At 45.3% G+C, this 16,815-nt stretch carries 16 protein-coding genes; 12 read left to right on the top strand and 4 right to left on the bottom strand.

The window, feature by feature from the left end; translation table 11 throughout:
• Positions 1–93 precede the first annotated feature (93 nt).
• The 3 genes from ACYQ0Y_RS04230 to smpB are packed head-to-tail and all read left to right on the top strand — an operon-like array spanning position 94 to position 3,770.
• Positions 94–858, top strand: coding sequence for an alpha/beta hydrolase (locus ACYQ0Y_RS04230; protein ID WP_407883854.1), 765 nt, complete (start codon positions 94–96; stop codon positions 856–858).
• A gap of 41 nt (positions 859–899) precedes the next feature.
• Complete coding sequence (rnr, locus tag ACYQ0Y_RS04225; RefSeq protein WP_407883852.1) at positions 900–3,269, top strand: ribonuclease R; 2,370 nt, start codon at positions 900–902, stop codon at positions 3,267–3,269.
• A 30-nt stretch (positions 3,270–3,299) separates the two neighbouring features.
• Positions 3,300–3,770: an SsrA-binding protein SmpB gene (gene smpB / locus ACYQ0Y_RS04220; RefSeq protein ID WP_407883850.1), complete on the top strand. Its 471-nt coding sequence runs from the start codon at positions 3,300–3,302 to the stop codon at positions 3,768–3,770.
• An 87-nt stretch (positions 3,771–3,857) separates the two neighbouring features.
• Here smpB and apf read toward each other — a convergent pair whose 3' ends face one another.
• Both apf and ACYQ0Y_RS04210 read right to left on the bottom strand, forming a co-directional pair.
• On the bottom strand, positions 3,858–4,490 hold the full coding sequence (apf, locus tag ACYQ0Y_RS04215; protein ID WP_407883848.1) for an aggregation-promoting factor: 633 nt from the start codon (positions 4,488–4,490) through the stop codon (positions 3,858–3,860).
• Between the two features lie 386 nt (positions 4,491–4,876).
• A complete protein-coding gene (locus tag ACYQ0Y_RS04210) occupies positions 4,877–5,449 on the bottom strand; it encodes an LURP-one-related/scramblase family protein (RefSeq protein WP_407883846.1) in 573 nt (190 codons plus the stop codon).
• 132 nt (positions 5,450–5,581) lie between these two features.
• On the opposite strand from ACYQ0Y_RS04210, the gene ACYQ0Y_RS04205 reads away from it, so the two are divergent.
• From ACYQ0Y_RS04205 to ACYQ0Y_RS04190, 4 genes are all read left to right on the top strand, one after another.
• On the top strand, positions 5,582–6,286 hold the full coding sequence (locus ACYQ0Y_RS04205) for a uracil-DNA glycosylase (RefSeq protein WP_407884023.1): 705 nt from the start codon (positions 5,582–5,584) through the stop codon (positions 6,284–6,286).
• Positions 6,287–6,327: 41 nt separating this feature from the next.
• Positions 6,328–7,305, top strand: coding sequence for a phosphate acetyltransferase (gene pta, locus ACYQ0Y_RS04200; protein ID WP_407883844.1), 978 nt, complete (start codon positions 6,328–6,330; stop codon positions 7,303–7,305).
• Positions 7,306–7,405: 100 nt separating this feature from the next.
• Complete coding sequence (gene tsaE, locus ACYQ0Y_RS04195; RefSeq protein ID WP_407883842.1) at positions 7,406–7,879, top strand: tRNA (adenosine(37)-N6)-threonylcarbamoyltransferase complex ATPase subunit type 1 TsaE; 474 nt, start codon at positions 7,406–7,408, stop codon at positions 7,877–7,879.
• The gene (locus ACYQ0Y_RS04190; RefSeq protein WP_407883840.1) at positions 7,872–8,387 is read left to right on the top strand and encodes a GNAT family N-acetyltransferase; all 516 of its coding nucleotides are present in this window, start codon (positions 7,872–7,874) and stop codon (positions 8,385–8,387) included. Before tsaE ends, ACYQ0Y_RS04190 begins: the two co-directional genes overlap by 8 nt.
• Positions 8,388–8,460: 73 nt before the next feature.
• Here ACYQ0Y_RS04190 and ACYQ0Y_RS04185 read toward each other — a convergent pair whose 3' ends face one another.
• Both ACYQ0Y_RS04185 and ACYQ0Y_RS04180 read right to left on the bottom strand, forming a co-directional pair.
• Positions 8,461–8,994, bottom strand: a complete 534-nt coding sequence (locus ACYQ0Y_RS04185; RefSeq protein ID WP_407883838.1) for a 3'-5' exonuclease — start codon at positions 8,992–8,994, stop codon at positions 8,461–8,463.
• Positions 8,995–9,122: 128 nt separating this feature from the next.
• A complete protein-coding gene (locus tag ACYQ0Y_RS04180) occupies positions 9,123–9,884 on the bottom strand; it encodes an exodeoxyribonuclease III (RefSeq protein WP_407883836.1) in 762 nt (253 codons plus the stop codon).
• Between the two features lie 137 nt (positions 9,885–10,021).
• Here ACYQ0Y_RS04180 and murB point away from each other — a divergent pair, with 137 nt between their 5' ends.
• The 5 genes from murB (at position 10,022) to glmM (ending at position 16,622) form a co-directional block, all read left to right on the top strand.
• A complete protein-coding gene (gene murB / locus ACYQ0Y_RS04175; RefSeq protein WP_407883834.1) occupies positions 10,022–10,948 on the top strand; it encodes a UDP-N-acetylmuramate dehydrogenase in 927 nt (308 codons plus the stop codon).
• Positions 10,949–11,046: 98 nt separating this feature from the next.
• Entirely contained in the window at positions 11,047–13,191 is a 2,145-nt protein-coding gene (locus ACYQ0Y_RS04170) for a cation:proton antiporter (RefSeq protein WP_407883832.1), read from the top strand.
• 101 nt (positions 13,192–13,292) lie between these two features.
• Positions 13,293–14,132 (top strand): diadenylate cyclase CdaA, encoded by an 840-nt coding sequence (gene cdaA / locus ACYQ0Y_RS04165; protein ID WP_407883831.1) that lies wholly within the window; start codon positions 13,293–13,295, stop codon positions 14,130–14,132.
• On the top strand, positions 14,129–15,241 hold the full coding sequence (locus tag ACYQ0Y_RS04160; protein ID WP_407883829.1) for a CdaR family protein: 1,113 nt from the start codon (positions 14,129–14,131) through the stop codon (positions 15,239–15,241). Before cdaA ends, ACYQ0Y_RS04160 begins: the two co-directional genes overlap by 4 nt.
• A 28-nt stretch (positions 15,242–15,269) precedes the next feature.
• Entirely contained in the window at positions 15,270–16,622 is a 1,353-nt protein-coding gene (gene glmM / locus ACYQ0Y_RS04155; RefSeq protein ID WP_407883827.1) for a phosphoglucosamine mutase, read from the top strand.
• Positions 16,623–16,815: the final 193 nt, after the last annotated feature.

The raw sequence follows: 16,815 nt of genomic DNA, 5'->3' as shown, positions 1-16,815 counted from the left end.
TCGTCACGGTAATGAATGTGACTCCAGGCTGGGCGCGCCCCAGCCTTTTTTGATGCCTTTTCGCAGTTTGTAAATGGATAAGGAGTGTTCACCATGACAGTTCGTTTTCGGCGGCCAGAGCCGCTTTTGATTGAAGCAGGACCTCATGCAGTATTATTGCTGCATGCTTATTCGGGAAGCAGCAATGACATGGGGTTACTGGGACGTGGCCTAGCACGAGCTGGTTATACAGTTTACGCGCCGATCTTCTCTGGACATGGTACATTAGAGCCGAAAGATATTTTAACGCAAGGCGGTGTGTCGCAATGGTTGGCTGATGCTAAAGCAGCAGTACAGCGATTGCAGACAATGGGATACCAACAGATTGCGGTATTTGGCTTATCTATGGGTGGTTTGTTTGCTACGCGACTGTTGGAAATGGATGATCAATTAGTCGGTGGTGGCACGTTTGCCTCGCCAGTGATTCGTGTTGGTGAAACGAATGTGCCTCAGAGTTTTATTCAATTGAGCCGGAAAATTTATGATCGTGAACCGTTAGACGAGGCAAAAAAACAAGCGAATTTAGATTGGTTAGCCCAACATAATCCGCAACAGCTGGCTGAGATCGAAGCTTTCGTTCGAGATGAAATAGATCCGCGTCTTGATCAAATCAAGCAACCATTTTTTATTGGACAAGGGGATGCTGATGAGATGATTGATGCGCGCAGTGGAGCGGCCTTTTACGACATCATGATTAAACTGGGTAAACAAGTATCCTTTCATGTTTATCCAGGGGCTGGTCACGTCTTAACGGTTAATCAAGCGCATCACCAATTACAAGACGATGTTGAAACATTTTTAGCAAATTTATTTAATTAGAACAAATTACATGCTTGATGCATAAGAAAAATGAGGTAACTATGGCAGATCATAATTTACAGGAGCAGATTTTAACGTTTTTGGACCGACATCAGGACCGGACGTTTACTGCGGCGGAAATTGGCACCGCTTTAAAACAGCCAGAAAAAGAATTCACACTCTCTGTGCAGGCTCTCGCAAGTCTTGAACGAGCGGGTCGAGTACGGGTGACCGACGATGGCAAATGGGCCTTGGTGAAACCAGAAGCTCAATTAGTTGGTACCTTTCATGGCAACGATAAGGGCTTTGGCTTTGTCAGTTATGGCGAAGAATTACCTGATGCCTACATTAATCCAGACCATACCAAGCACGCGATGACTGGTGATACGGTTGAAATTAAAATTTTGCGTCCGGCTGACAAGGGTTCTGACCGCGGCCCAGAAGGGGAAGTCACAAAGATTACGGAGCATCACTACACACAAATTGTGGGGGAATTTCGATCAAAACGAGATCCTAAACTACCAAGTGTCATTGGTGAAGTGCTTTTAAAAGATAAAAAACTGGGGTCGTTTTCATTTGATGTGACTGATGGTGGGATTCATCCCGTCGACGGTGAAGTTGTGACGGCTGATGTTACAGCCTATCCGAGCGATCTGAATCCACAATTACTCACTGGTGTGGCGACCAAGGTCATTGGGAATGCTGATGAGCCTGGTATCGATATTTTACAAATTGTTTATGCGCATGATGTTCCGTCAGAATTTCCCCAAGAAGTCCTAGATGAAGCTAATGCAATTCCGGATACTGTTCAAGAGGCAGACAAGATTGGTCGCGTAGATATTACCGACCAGCCCTTAGTGACAATTGATAGTATTGAAAGTAAGGACCTGGATGATGCCGTGGTTGTTTGGAAGCTGGACAATGGCAACTATCATCTGGGTGTATCGATTGCCGATGTGAGTTACTATGTCAAAGAAGGCTCGGTTTTAGATCAAGAGGCTTATAAGCGAGGAACATCGGTCTATCTAACAGATCGGGTAATTCCAATGTTGCCGAAACGCCTATCTAACGGAATCTGCTCGTTAAATGAAGGTGTTGAACGACTTTCAATGACCTGTGATATGGAAATAGACTCAACCGGGAAGATCGTTAATCATAAAATTTATCCTAGTTTGATGCGTAGTCATGCGCGGATGACCTATAAAGCGGTTAACAAAATTTTAGAGGCTCACGATGCAAAAACGATGGCCCGGTATGACGAGTTAGTCGGCATGTTTGAAGACATGGCTGAGTTGCACAAGGTCTTGGTGAAGAAACGCCATCAACGGGGAGCCATTGATTTTGATGCACCGGAAGCAAAAATCATCGTTGATGAAAACGGTCATCCAACGGACATTGAATTGCGTGATCGTGGACTGGCAGAACGAATGATCGAATCGTTTATGTTAGCTGCTAATGAGACGGTTGCTGAACACTATGATCGATTACACGTGCCATTTTTGTATCGTGTTCACGAAACGCCGGATGGCGATCGAGTAAAGAGTTTCTTTGACTTACTAAATGTTTTTGGCATTAACGTCAAAGGGGATCCTAACAATCTGAAGCCTAAAATGCTTCAAAGTGTCTTGAAAGAGGTTGCTGGGACACCTGAAGAGCAGATGGTGCAAACAATGATGTTACGCTCAATGAAGCAGGCCAAGTATTCGGATGAACCGCTGGGTCACTTTGGCTTGGGTGCGGAATACTACACTCACTTCACGTCACCAATTCGTCGGTACCCTGATGACATGGTTCACCGAATGATTCGCTGGTACGCAGCTTCGGGGACTACTGATGAGGCAAAGGCTCGGTATGCGGACGAATTACCACAGATCGCCAAAGATACCTCTGAACGTGAACGTCGCTCTATTGACACGGAACGAGCAACGGATGATATGAAGAAAGCCGAATATATGGCTGATCATGTGGGTGAAGATTTCGATGCGGTGGTTAGTTCCGTGCTGAAATTTGGGATGTTTGTGGAATTGCCCAATACGGTTGAGGGACTTGTGCATATTTCCAATATGAAGGATGATTTCTATGGATTTGATGAAAGCCACCTTGCATTAATTGGTGAACGCCACCACCACATTTTTCAAATTGGTCAACCAATTAAAGTTCATTTGGAAAAGGTGGACAAAGATGCGGCGGCCGTCGACTTCACGATTGTCGAGCCACAAACAGCGCCGACCACGGATATTCGGGTTCCTCATGATAATCGAGGTAACGGGGGCCGTCGAAATGGTGGTAACAACCGTGGTAATCGTAATTTCCACAACAATTCGTCACGGGACGAAAAAAATGGCGTGAAAAAAGTGAATCATTATCAAAGTAACCGCAATCGAGCGGGTCGCAGTGGCAAGACAAATTTTCACGGTGATCATAAAAAGTAACGCCCTTGAACCTGAAAGGTAGGTGTAAAAATGGCTAAAAGAAAGTCTGCTGGAAATGATGCACTGGCAAATAATCGAAAAGCCCGTCATGACTACACCATTTTGGAAACCTACGAGGCGGGAATCGAACTAACTGGTACGGAAATTAAATCGGTGCGTGCAGCGCGGATTACGATTGGCGATGGTTTTATCTCCATCAAAAACGGACAAGCCTATTTAATGAATGTTAATATTGCCGAGTTTACTCAAGGTAATCGGTTCAACCATGATCCGCTGCGTACGCGACGTCTATTGTTGCATAAACAAGAGATTAAAAAGTTACAAGCGGCAGTGGCTCAAAAGGGGCGGACAATTGTGCCTTTACGTGTGTATATTAAACATGGATATGCTAAGGTACTGATTGGTGTTGCTCAGGGAAAACGGGAGTATGATAAGCGTCAAACCTTGAAGCAACGGGATCAGCAACGAGAAATTGATCGTGAGTTGGCCCGTCGACAGTAACACAAAAAAAGCTTCAGCCCGTTCGTCGGGCTGAAGCTTTTTTTGTGTTACTTATTTAAAAATAATCGTCACTGATTAAAGTTTAGCTTACCATGAATGGTGAGCTGACCAGTAGGCAGCTGCGGCAGTCCAAGAGCCGTAACGTGATACTGCATATTGGGTTGCAACTGCTTCTTGGTTGGCAGCAGAGTAGTCACCATGCAAGTAACTAGAAGTCAATTGGTATTTACCAATGTACTGGCCGTTTGTTGCTGTATAGGAACCGCCTGATTCACCGGCTGCAATGTAGGCTTTGGCTGCTTCATCAGAAGAACTAGCAGCAGGAGTCGTAGTCGCAGCGGTAGTGGTAGCCGCTGGTGCTGGGGTTACCGTAGTTGTTGTTGTTTGAGTTTGGGCCTGATTGGTAGTAGCAGGCGCAACCGGGGTTGTAACTTGAGCAACAGGTGCAGCCGTAGTGGTTGCGCTGGTTGCTGCTGGCGCAGCCGTTGTGTTGCCATCAGGGATAACCAATGTTTGACCAACATAGATTAAATTACCGTCGTTAGTCAATTGGTTAGCATTCACGATCGCATCGATCGTTGAGCCATTGGCTGTTGCTAATTCAGAAACTGTATCGCCGGTTTGAACCGTTACATTAGTGTCGGCGTTGGCAGCAATTGTACCGGCAGTCAATAAAGCACCAGCACTTAAAGTTGAAGCTAAGATTTGTTTGAATGTCATGTAGAAATTTTCACTCCTATTTTCTGTGTGGCACCGTTGTTTTAAACAACGGGCTAAGGGAACTCAACATCAAGTTAATGAGTCAAGCTGTTGTTTTCCTCTAAACAACGATGCTTACTATACAGGGTGTAAATAACATACCAATACCGTGGGCATTACAAAAACAGGTTGGTTTGTCATAAAATTCGGTTTTTGCAACATTCTGTAACATTGTAGCGACGAAAATAGTTTTGACATCCAATTAATTCTATTCTGACAGCAATGGAGGGGCTTTCAAAAAAGAGCGAAGTGGATTAAAGCCTACCATGAAGGCATTTCAGCACAAAAAAAACGACCAAACAGGGGTGAAGATCAGGTTAAACCGCTGAATGATCGAATTATAATGATTAATTTTTTCTTAACGAAGTCGGTAATTTATGGTATTCGGGTCCTAGTAATTTGGGCTCTCTAGCCAAACGACTCGCGCGTTGATGGTTAAGACGACGTGATTTTTGTTTAGCCCAGCGATCCATAATGGCTGCAATCAATAAACAGACTGGTTCCGCAGAATGATTGGTAACACTGACTTGTTGATAGTCACCGTCAGTACCTGCAACGGTGCTCATGGCCGCGACGACATGGGTGCCGTGATAAATCTTATACTTACCTGCCACCAAATTGCCCATTATCAACCAGTTGAGGCCGCGAATATAGACGACTTCTCGCCAAAAACCAAGTGAGCGACTGACTGCCCCAACTTCCTTATTGTTATAAAGTAACGCAAATTTGGGCATAATACCTAATGAAAGCTGCTTTGCTTCGGCCAAGATTTTTCCTGCTGGTGTCGAGGCGATCATTTGAGCTCGCGACCAGCCAAATTGACCTGACAAGAGGTAAACAGACTGGTGGTGATGATCTAAGACTGGTCTTACGCCGTTAAGTAAGCCCGGCGTTTGACGAATAAATAATTGGCGCATCATAGCCTCCTTTGGCCACTCACGTGAGCATAGCTGTATTGTACCACGTGATTCAATGAATTCGCTTTCAAAAAGAGCGCGATCCAATTTATTTTGTTGAATGAGTCTGCTACAATGAAATTCGAGGTGCCAAGTATGAAACCGTTTATTCATAACGATTGGTGGCAGGTACTGCAGCCAGAATTTGAGCAAGCCTACTATCAAGAGCTACATCGTTTTTTGAAACATGAATATCAGACGCAAACGATCTACCCTGATATGAATCATATCTTTACTGCTTTTGAGTGGACCCCTTTTAATGAAGTTAAAGTCGTTATTTTAGGGCAGGATCCATATCATGGACCAAGTCAGGCGTTTGGTTTGAGTTTTGCTGTGATGCCAGGCGTGCAAGTACCACCATCGCTGCAGAATATTTATAAGGAACTCGACAGTGATTTGGGCATCAAACCGGTGAATCACGGGTTCCTGAAAGCTTGGGCTCAACAGGGCGTTTTGTTACTGAACTCTGTTTTAACGGTTCGTGACGGCGTTGCCTTCTCTCATGCTGGCAAAGGGTGGGAGCAATTGACGGATGCGGCAATCAAAAAATTGTCAGAGCGTGAGCGTCCAGTGGTCTTCATTCTTTGGGGACGGGCAGCGCGGGATAAGATTAAGTTGATTGATACAAGTCGTAACGTTGTTTTGCAATCACCACATCCCAGTCCGTTGTCAGCGCACCGCGGTTTTTTCGGTTCAAAGCCATTTTCGAAAACCAATGAAGCTTTAATTGCGATGGGTGAACAACCCATTGATTGGCAATTACCAACTTCGGTTTCAATGGCGGATCTCAACGAAGCATAAGCTAGAGAAAATTCATACTCATTATATTGGAGGAACGCACGATGGATTTATTTGATAGTTTGAAGAATAAAATTAGTGGCCAAGATAAGACGATTGTTTTTCCTGAAGGGGAAGATCCTCGCATCTTAGGTGCTGCAGTCCGTTTAGCTAAAGAGGGTCTTTTAAAACCAATTCTGTTGGGGCACGTTGATGCAATTGAACAAGCAGCCGCAACGGCAGGCTTAAGCACGGATGATGTTTTAATCATTGATCCAGAGACGTATCCAAGTGATAAGTTAAGCTTAATGCTGGATGCATTGGAAGAGCGCCGGGCTGGCAAGAATACCCGTGAGCAATTAGCTGAATGGTTAAAAGACGTCAACTACTTTGGCACGATGCTCGTTTACATGGATCAGGCCGACGGGATGGTTTCTGGTGCAGTTCATCCAACTGGAGATACGGTTCGTCCAGCTTTACAAATCATCAAAACTAAACCAGGAGTCAAACGAATTTCCGGTGCTTTTGTGATGCAAAAGGGCGATGAACGCTACTTGTTCGCAGACTGTGCCATCAATATTGAATTAGATGCTGCCGGAATGGCCGAAGTTGCGTTAGAATCTGCTCAAACAGCACAAGTGTTTGACATTGATCCTAAAGTTGCCATGTTGAGTTTCTCCACTAAGGGTTCAGCGAAAGGGGAGATGGTGACTAAGGTCCAAGAAGCCACGAAGTTAGCCAATGAACAACAACCGGACTTAGCGCTTGATGGCGAGTTGCAATTTGACGCGGCCTTTGTCCCAAGCGTCGGTGCAGCTAAGGCGCCTGGTTCCAAGGTAGCTGGTCATGCAACGGTGTTCGTCTTCCCTGAGCTGCAATCGGGGAATATCGGCTACAAGATTGCGCAACGCTTTGGTGGATTTGAGGCAATTGGACCAATTCTGCAAGGTTTGAATAAGCCAGTATCTGACCTATCTCGAGGTGCAAACGAAGAAGATGTTTACAAAGTTGCCATTATTACAGCGGCTCAATCGGTTAAATAAATCTAGGTAAATGGAGGCAGACAACTTTGATCCACCCAGCGGCGGAGGGTTGTCTGTTTGCTTTTAAACGGCTTAATATTTAGCGGTAGGAGAAAGTAGGATGTTTTCATTAACGACGACAACAGCAGAACAAACCCAGGGCCTCGGTCGCCAAGTTGGTTCCTTGGTGACTAGTGGGGATGTAATCTTGCTAGATGGTGATCTTGGCGCAGGAAAGACCACCTTCACTAAGGGATTAGCTTTAGGGTTAGGGATCAAGCGACCAATCAAAAGTCCAACATTTACCATTATTCGTGAGTATCAGGAGGGACGATTGCCGCTTTATCATATGGATGTTTATCGACTTGAAGCCGGTGGTGGTGATGAATTAGGTCTAGAAGAGTATTTCACCGGTGACGGAGTGAGCGTCATTGAATGGTCTCAATTTGTGGAAGATGAACTCCCAGCTGATTATCTAATGATTCAGTTACGTCGGATGGCAACAAATGAAAATGTTCGCCAGTTGAGTTTCGTTGCTCATGGTGAACATTACCAGAAAATCATCGAACAGTTGGAGGATTTAAATCATGAGTGAAGCAACCGTTGATATTCGCCCAGCAACTGAAAGTGACGCTGCTGCGCTTTTAGCTTTATTGACCACGTTACAGCGTGAATCAACGACGTTTACCGCTGATCCCCAGTTAGGCCATTTGAATGTAACGGAAGAAGCACAACAAATTTCGCTCATGATGGCCTCGCCCAAAAACCATCTCATGGTTGCTGATTATGCTGGTCAACTGATTGGGATCGGCAGCATCGTTGCTATTGACGATGCACGGGGAGAAATTGGGGTTGCCATATCAAAGGCCTTTTGGAATGAAGGCCTTGGCTCTGCCTTGATGGAGGAAATGCTGTATTGGGCAAAAACAGCTAGTCAATTGACTGAAATTGTGCTTACTGTTCAGCTTGAAAATACTTATGCCAAACGACTTTATCGCAATCTGGGTTTTCAAGTAAGCAAATCAGTTAGCGTACAAAATGCGATTGGTGAAGCTGTTCCGGCACAGACAATGGTCTTAACAGTGCGTCATCCAGCAGTTTAAGGGAATATGAAGCTGTTAAACCAATAAAACCACCCGACAATTTTTTCATTTGCGGGTGGTTTTATTAAGTGGTTTAAAGTAATTTCATAAATGGTTTGATGGCCGATGCACCAAAATGTTGATCTTGGTAAATGAGGATATTAGCGCAAGCTAAGCTATCATCTAATGCATTATGGTGATGGTCAAGTTCAATGTTGAGTCGCTCACTAACAGTGTTGAGCCGGTGATTGGGAAAATCTGGGAAAAAGCGGCGACTTGTTTTAACGGTATCTAATGTTAAATAGTGGGTCGGCGCGAGTTCATAATGAGCCAGTGTACTTTTCAAAACACCATTATCAAAGGGGGCATTGTGTGCCACGACAAGCTGATTATTCGTGTAAAATTGGTTGATATGTGGCCAAACCTCAGGAAAAGTTGGTGCGTCGGCAACGTCGCGCTCGTGAATGCCATGAATCTGGACATTACGCCACGAAAATTCAGTGTCGGGTTTAATTAAGGTATAAAACTCATCCACCACTTGGTTGTGGCGAACGACAGTTAGCGCCAATGAACAGGCACTATGTCGCTGAGAGCTAGCTGTTTCAAAATCCATTGCGACAAAGTTCACGGCTGCAACCTCCATAATATAGCTGAGTGTTCTAAAAATCGAATGCAAATAGTTTAGATCGAGCTGTTTAAAAAGTAAAGTGAAAACGGGTTGCAGCTAATTATTTGAATGAATCGGGGCAAGCTTATTTAGACAAGTTCATCAGTATCCAGTTCAACCGGACAATGATCGGACCCCATGACGTTACTTAGAATTTTAGCGCCCTGAATTTGTGACATTAGCGGATTAGAGACAACGAAATAATCAATTCGCCAACCTGCGTTATTTTGACGTGCATTGAAACGATAACTCCACCAGGAATATTGTCCGGTTGCGTCTGGGTAGAAATGACGAAAGCTGTCAGTAAAGCCTGACTTCAGTAACGTTGTGAAGTTCGCTCGTTCCGTATCTGTGAAGCCGGCGCGCTGATGATTCGTCTTCGGATTCTTCAAATCGATTTCTTCATGGGCAACATTTAAATCACCACAGAAGATCACCGGTTTATTAGTGGCGAGTTGTTTTACATATTCTCGGAAGACTTGATCCCAATCATTCCGGAAGGCTAAACGTTTTAGCTCTTGCCCAGAGTTTGGCGTATAGCTAGTGATTAAATAGTAATTTTGGTATTCGAGTGTAATTACTCGGCCTTCATGATCGAATTCGGGTTCGTTTAGGCCATAGGTCACCTGTATCGGTTCGTGTTTAGTAAAAATGGCGGTACCAGCGTACCCCGGGCGTTCAGAATAATTCCAGAACTGATGATAGCCTGGCAGTGAGACCGTTGCTTGGCCTGCTTGTAATTTGGTCTCTTGTAAACAAATTGCATCCGCCTCAAAATCGAGCAAGGTTTGTTCTAAGCCACGTTTTAAAATGGCTCGCAGACCGTTTATATTCCACGAAATAAATTTCATCTTAATGGTCGTCCTTTGAGTTTAATTGCCTTGATTTTAACATAAGCGGTTTGGAAAAGTCTTTCATCACCCAGTTCCCGGTGCTGATGAATTTCGTGGTAAAATAAAAGAACGGCATTTATGTAGGAGTTAATTAAATGGGTGAGAACATGCAAAAAGTGGATTTGCAATCAATTTTTACAGATTTTGACATCATGGAAAATGAGTCATTGAGTCATTTTACGAATACAAAAACAGGTGGACCAGCGGATTGGCTGGCCTTTCCACAAACTCGTGAACAGGTGGCAGCTTTAGTTACATTTGCTCGGACCATGGCATTACCGCTGACGATTATTGGAAATGCTAGTAATTTGATTGTTAAGGATGGCGGTATTCGTGGCTTGGTTGTTATTTTAACGGCCATGAAAACGATTAGTGTTGTGGGACAACAAGTTAAAGCAGATGCTGGTGCACCGCTCATTGCTGCTACAGAGGCTGCTTACGCAGCTAGTTTAACGGGACTAGAATTTGCTGCTGGCATCCCGGGCAGTGTGGGCGGCGGGGTCTTTATGAATGCCGGTGCCTATGGTGGCGAAGTTAAGGATGTCGTTAGCGAGGTCGAAGTAATTACGCGTGATGGGAACTTCAAAACTTATTCAAACGAGCAGATGGCCTTTGGTTATCGGCATAGTTTGGTTCAAGAGACTGGTGATATTGTCATCAGTGCGACATTTACGCTCGCGCCAGGTAATGGTCCTCAAATTCGTGCGCTGATGGATGACCTTAATGCACGGCGAGCAGCCAAGCAACCGCTAGAATATCCGTCTTGTGGGTCTGTTTTTAAACGACCAACGGGTTATTTTGCTGGGAAATTGATCACTGATGCGGACTTACGAGGATATACCTCCGGGGGCGCACAAGTCTCCAAAAAACATGCCGGGTTTATCATTAATATTGGTCACGCAACTGCTAGCGATTATTTGGCGGTGATTAAACATGTTCAAGAGACGGTGGCTGCCAAGTTTGGCGTACATTTAGATACAGAAGTTCGGATCATTGGTGAAGATGTGGTCAGACATAAGTAGAGCCTGGAACTGGCGTGGATGACGGGAAATTAACCGGAGCCACGCCATTTTCTTTAACATAAAAAACGACAAGCTCACCAAAAAGGGGGGATGATAACATGAATATTATTGAAGCCGTCATCGTTTTAGTCTTACTTGTTCTATTATCGAATGTCTTAGATCATTTTTTAGAAAACATCCCCGTTAGCTTAATTCAAGTGGTGTTGGGTCTCCTATGGTCGGTCATTTTTCATATTACCATCCCATTGGAGACGGATTGGTTCTTACTACTTTTTATTGCGCCATTGCTTTTTAATGATGGGCGGCGGTTTCCTAAAAGTGAGTTATGGACATTACGCGGACCGATTTTAGCGAATGCTGTGTTACTCGTCTTTTTAACCACTATTTTTGGAGGCTGGTTATTTCACTTGCTAATTCCGGGCTTACCGCTAGCGGTGGGATTTGCTTTAGCAGCGATTTTATCGCCGACAGACCCAGTAGCGGTGACCTCGATTGCTGAACAAGTCAGTTTGCCACCAGCAATTATTCACCTAGTGAGTGGTGAAAGTTTGATTAACGATGCCAGCGGTCTGATTGGCTTCAAGTATGCTTTAGCGGCGGCAGTGACGGGCACATTTTCAATTTGGACCGCCACCGGTGACTTTCTGTACACTAGTTTGGCCGGGTTCTTAATTGGTTTTGCTGGTATGACGCTTTTGCAGATGTTACGAGAAACGTTGCGAAGGTCGGGAATCAATGATCCAGTCTTTAATACGGTCCTACAACTTGTGAGTCCGTTTGTTGTCTACATTGGTGCAGAGATGATCCATGCATCTGGTGTGATTGCAGTGGTTACAGCCGGCGTTTTAGCTCACTTGAATGAAAGCCGGTTGGTTGAAGATGTTCCTGAGCAGCGTTTACTGGTGGAACGAACCTGGGATATTATCGTGTATGTTTTAAATGGGATTGTGTTTATTATTCTGGGGGACGAGTTACCAAGCGCCACTAAGGCGACAATTGCTGATCCAGCGACAGGAACCCTTGGCGCGATCGGGTATGTGGTGTTAGCTTGGGCCATCTTATTTTTAACGCGGGTGATTTGGATTTATCTGTACGCAGGCGTACGGCGAATTAGTCAGCGAGAACGCAATGCGCCACCGGTGACGTTGAAAACGGCTGTTATTTCTGGCTTAACTGGTGTGCGTGGCGCGATCACCTTAGCTGGTGTATTAACCATTCCCACAACCATTGCTGGCGGTGCGCCGTTTCCTGAACGTTCACTTATTTTATTCGTTGCTGCCGGCGTTATTGTGGTGAGTTTAGTGGTAGCAGCGGTGACATTGCCGTTGCTGAGTCGGCATGGCGCTTTATTGGTTACCCGAGGCAGCCAGGTGGATTTGCTAGAGGAAATGGTTGGCACCGACGATCATAACCCGACAGAGCGGACCTTGCTGAGTTTGGATGAAGCAAAAACATACCTTGCTAAGACCGCCGTCGCAGCGATTGAAGTTCAACGGCGACCAGAAAATCAACGAGCTGCTTATGACCTGATGCTGGATTACCAGTTTATCATTCGCCGCTTTGAATTACGGACTAAGCCTTCCACTGAAGTGGCAAAAATGGTTGAATTTGAGGTGGAAATTCGACGCGTGGCTTTGCGTGGTGAATTGGCTCAATTGAATGAGTTACGTGAGGCTGGTCGTACTGGTGGGTGGATCTATCGATATTATCAACAGCAAATTAATCGGCGACTATTGAACGCTGACGCGCGCCAACGCCATGAACCACTACCAGCGTGGCGAACTGCCCGTCAATTAATTCGGCATGGGATTCGCCGCCTGACAATTCTGTTGACTGGTAATGATATGGCCGGTTTTCGTGCCCAACAAGTCTTGATTGAAACGGAAACGGCTAAGGCAGCCATTCGTCAGTTATCGCGTTTTTTTAAGCAAGATCACCACAAGAAAAATGTGCAACAACGGCAAAGCGTCTATCATTTGATTGTTCATTATCGTTATCGAATTGAACGACGTAAATCCAGTACTGCCACTAAAATTGCACAACAGGAACAATATGATTTGGCTCGTCAGGCCTTACGGATTAAGGCCTTGGCAGCAGAACGTTCTGCCGTTTCAGAGCTTTTGGAGGCCGGCCGTGTCAATGCGGTTATGGCGGCAAATTTGCGCCAGTATGTCAACTATTCGGAGAATGTTTTAATGCTGGGTGAAGACATGCAAACGGAAGCCAATCGCCCGGTAGACTAGTCGTGTGGAATCGTTAAATCTGCTATAATGTAGCCTGGATAAGTTGTATCGCGAAATTCATGGCAATATAACTGAGATTTGTTAAGTATAGGAGGATCGCTATGGTATTCGATCCCATCGGTTGGATCACTTGGGGCAATGCAGCCCGGTTGCTTGATGTATTGGTGATTTGGTTTGTGATTTATGAACTAATTATGTTACTACGAGGGACTCGCGCTGTGATGCTTTTTCGTGGCATTTTAGTGATTATTGTCATTAAAATTGCGAGTTGGTATTTAGGCTTGGAGACAGTTTCTTGGGTAATGGATCAAGTGATTAATTGGGGTGTCATTGCCTTAGTCATCGTTTTCCAACCTGAAATTCGGCAAGGACTTGAACGTCTGGGTCGCGGATCATTTATTCAACGCGGTCGGACTGTTTACGATGATGAAGAGAATTTAATTGAATCATTGGACAAAGCAATTCAATACATGAGTAAACGGCGAATTGGCGCACTGATTGCGATTCAAATGGAAACTGGTCTGGAGGAGTACATCGAGACTGGCATTGACTTGGACGCGGATGTGACAGGTGAATTGCTCATTAATATTTTTATTCCGAACACGCCATTACACGACGGGGCGGTGATTATTAAGAATAATCGAATTGCTTCTGCTACCGCTTACTTGCCATTGTCTGACAGCAACTTAATTCCTAAAGAATTGGGGACACGTCACCGTGCGGCTGTCGGGATTAGTGAGGTGACCGATGCGTTGACCATCGTGGTTTCCGAAGAGACCGGTGAAGTGATGTTTACCCGAAACAACGAAATGATGCGCAACCTGTCGCAAAAGGACTATTTGAATTACCTGCGCAAACAACTGATTCCTGCTGAGCCGGAACGCCATAATTGGTTCCTAGATGCGGTGAATCAATTATTTCGAGGGGGTGGCCGTCAATGAAACCTTTTAATCGGTTTTTAAACAGCGCCTGGTTTTATCGGCTGATGGCACTGGTACTCGCGATTTTAATGGTAATTTATGTCACGAATACTGCTGCCAATGACACGCGTTTAGCGCGTCCGACCAATGATAGCCGCATATCTTCGCTAACCTCGACTAAAACAGCAACGATTTCGGTTCCACTTCAGCTCAATGTTAATTCCAATAAGTATTTCGTTACGGGGTACCCGGAACGCGTTAAAGTTAAGGTGACCGGTCCAGCAGCCTTAGTGACAGCAACCACTAATACTCAGAATTTTACGATTAGTGCAAATTTACGTGGCTTATCAATGGGTAAACATAAAGTGAAATTGGTCGCGACCGGTTTGAACAAGGAATTAACTTATCAAATTCAACCGCAAAATATTAATGTTACCATTGCTCGTCGTGCCACGGTAACGTTGCCAGTTCATGTCAAATATGATGCCAGCAACTTAGCGAGCGGTTACCAAATCGGTACACCTTCCAGTTCTGTGGCTAAGGTAACTGTTACCGGCGCGAGTGATCAAGTTGAGCAGGTTGCTCAGATTGTTGCTCCGGTTAACCTGACTAAAAACAGTACGTCTACTTTGAGTGTGACGGCTCAGTTAGAAGCACAAGATAGCAACGGACGGACAGTTAACGTGGTCATTACGCCAGCGACGACCACCGTGAAGATTCCGATTACTTCTGACGAGAGTTCGAAAAAGGTAACGGTTAAGTACAGTGCAGTTAATGGTGCTGGTGATCGAAACTATGACTTGTCAGGAGACGTGGATAGTCTGGTTGTATATGGGACCAAGTCTGCTATCGATAAGCTTAAGGATACGATTACTGTTCCTGTTGACGTGTCTGGGTTGCCCCTTGGCACATCGAAGCAACAAATTAATTTAACCCCGAACGCCTCTGGACTTCGCAGTTATTCAATCACCAGCGCGGCGGTCACGATTAAGGTGACGGCCGTTAGCACGGATGCGGGCGCTCAGGGTGGCACATCTAGCGCAACGTCGAGTAGCGAATCGAGCGCGACACCTTCAACTGCTAGCGATGCCACAACCGATGGATCTAGCAGTGCGTCAAGTGGGTCATAAGTCAATATTGAAATGAGGAATTTTTAAGATGAAGTATTTTGGAACAGATGGTGTACGTGGGATTGCCAATCAAGATTTGAGCCCTGAATTAGCGTTCCGTTTGGGTCGGGCCGGCGGGTATGTCTTGACACAACATGCCGAAGGTGATCGCCAGCCCCAAGTATTGGTGGCTCACGACACACGGATTTCTGGGCAGATGTTAGAAGAGGCTTTGGTTGCCGGTTTATTGTCCGTCGGGATTGAGGTCTTGAAACTAGGCGTTATTACGACCCCTGGGGTAGCTTACCTCGTGCGTGTTCAACAGGCCGATGCAGGGGTTATGATCACTGCTTCCCATAATCCGGTGGCTGATAATGGGATTAAGTTCTTTGGTAATGATGGTTTCAAATTGTCGGATGCCATGGAAGAAGAGATTGAGGCTTTGTTGGACGCAACAGTGGATGAATTACCACGTCCTTCTGCAGCTGGATTAGGGACCGTAGAGGATTATCAAGAAGGTGTGGCTAAATACACACAGTTTCTTGGACAGACGATTCCTGACGAGTTGTCTGGCTTGCACATTGCGATCGATGCCGCTAATGGAGCAACCAGTAAATTAGTGTCGCGCTTATTCGCGGATGTAGATGCTGATTTTGAGACGATGGCCACTTCACCTAACGGCTTAAACATTAACGATGGCGTTGGTTCAACCCATCCAGAGGCGTTGCAAAAGTTTGTCGTTGAACAGGGCGCTGAGCTTGGGGTAGCCTTTGACGGTGATGGCGATCGTTGTATCGCGGTTGATGAAAATGGTCAAGTCGTTGATGGCGATAAAATCATGTATATCTGTGGTAAGTACATGAGTGAGCATGGACGTTTGAAAAAAGATACGGTTGTTACTACCGTGATGAGTAACATCGGCTTATACAAAGCGCTAGAGGCCAATGGGATGCACAGTGTTCAGACGCAAGTGGGCGATCGCTATGTCGTTGAAGAAATGCTTAAAGATGGCTACAACGTTGGTGGCGAGCAGTCTGGACATGTTGTCTTCTTAGATTTCAACACCACTGGTGATGGTATGCTAACGGCTTTACAGTTGATGTATATCGTCAAGGTCACCGGCAAGAAGCTTTCCGAATTGGCGAGTGAAGTGACTAAATATCCGCAAAAATTGGTTAACGTGAAAGTTCGAGATAAAAAGGCGGCATTGGATAATCCTGAAATTCAGGCCGCTATCGATAAAGTCGAAGCTAAGATGGCTGGCGATGGGCGGGTGCTGGTACGCCCAAGTGGGACAGAACCATTGTTGCGGGTCATGGCTGAGGCACCGACGCAAATAGCTGTCGATGGCTATGTTGACGAAATTGCTGAGGTTGTCCGCGAGCAGGAAGGTATCGAATAATATCGTCAGGATGCTTTACCAAAGCTAGTGACGCCAACCTCCTTGTCATAGAAATTAAGCGTTAAATCATAAAAACGGTCTGCTCAGAAACTGGGCGGACCGTTTTTATGGGTAAGTAAGTCGCATAGATGGCCTTGCATTCGTATAGACCAATGATAATAACTGTTGACGATAGAGTGCTAAAACAGTAGTA

The sequence above is a fragment of the Furfurilactobacillus curtus genome, from assembly GCF_054657915.1.
Note: the sequence above shows the minus strand (reverse complement) of the source record. Positions and strands in the feature narration are given on the sequence as shown.

Excerpts from the sequence above, each read along its gene's own strand:
- ACYQ0Y_RS04210 (WP_407883846.1), bottom strand. The coding sequence starts at position 5,449 with ATGATGCGCCAATTATTTATTCGTCAAACGCCGGGCTTACTTAACGGC.
- tsaE (WP_407883842.1), top strand. The coding sequence starts at position 7,406 with ATGTTTTCATTAACGACGACAACAGCAGAACAAACCCAGGGCCTCGGT.
- cdaA (WP_407883831.1), top strand. The coding sequence starts at position 13,293 with ATGGTATTCGATCCCATCGGTTGGATCACTTGGGGCAATGCAGCCCGG.
- glmM (WP_407883827.1), top strand. The coding sequence starts at position 15,270 with ATGAAGTATTTTGGAACAGATGGTGTACGTGGGATTGCCAATCAAGAT.
- ACYQ0Y_RS04180 (WP_407883836.1), bottom strand. The coding sequence starts at position 9,884 with ATGAAATTTATTTCGTGGAATATAAACGGTCTGCGAGCCATTTTAAAA.
- ACYQ0Y_RS04190 (WP_407883840.1), top strand. The coding sequence starts at position 7,872 with ATGAGTGAAGCAACCGTTGATATTCGCCCAGCAACTGAAAGTGACGCT.
- apf (WP_407883848.1), bottom strand. The coding sequence starts at position 4,490 with ATGACATTCAAACAAATCTTAGCTTCAACTTTAAGTGCTGGTGCTTTA.
- ACYQ0Y_RS04170 (WP_407883832.1), top strand. The coding sequence starts at position 11,047 with ATGAATATTATTGAAGCCGTCATCGTTTTAGTCTTACTTGTTCTATTA.
- ACYQ0Y_RS04230 (WP_407883854.1), top strand. The coding sequence starts at position 94 with ATGACAGTTCGTTTTCGGCGGCCAGAGCCGCTTTTGATTGAAGCAGGA.
- smpB (WP_407883850.1), top strand. The coding sequence starts at position 3,300 with ATGGCTAAAAGAAAGTCTGCTGGAAATGATGCACTGGCAAATAATCGA.
- ACYQ0Y_RS04160 (WP_407883829.1), top strand. The coding sequence starts at position 14,129 with ATGAAACCTTTTAATCGGTTTTTAAACAGCGCCTGGTTTTATCGGCTG.
- murB (WP_407883834.1), top strand. The coding sequence starts at position 10,022 with ATGGGTGAGAACATGCAAAAAGTGGATTTGCAATCAATTTTTACAGAT.
- pta (WP_407883844.1), top strand. The coding sequence starts at position 6,328 with ATGGATTTATTTGATAGTTTGAAGAATAAAATTAGTGGCCAAGATAAG.
- rnr (WP_407883852.1), top strand. The coding sequence starts at position 900 with ATGGCAGATCATAATTTACAGGAGCAGATTTTAACGTTTTTGGACCGA.
- ACYQ0Y_RS04205 (WP_407884023.1), top strand. The coding sequence starts at position 5,582 with ATGAAACCGTTTATTCATAACGATTGGTGGCAGGTACTGCAGCCAGAA.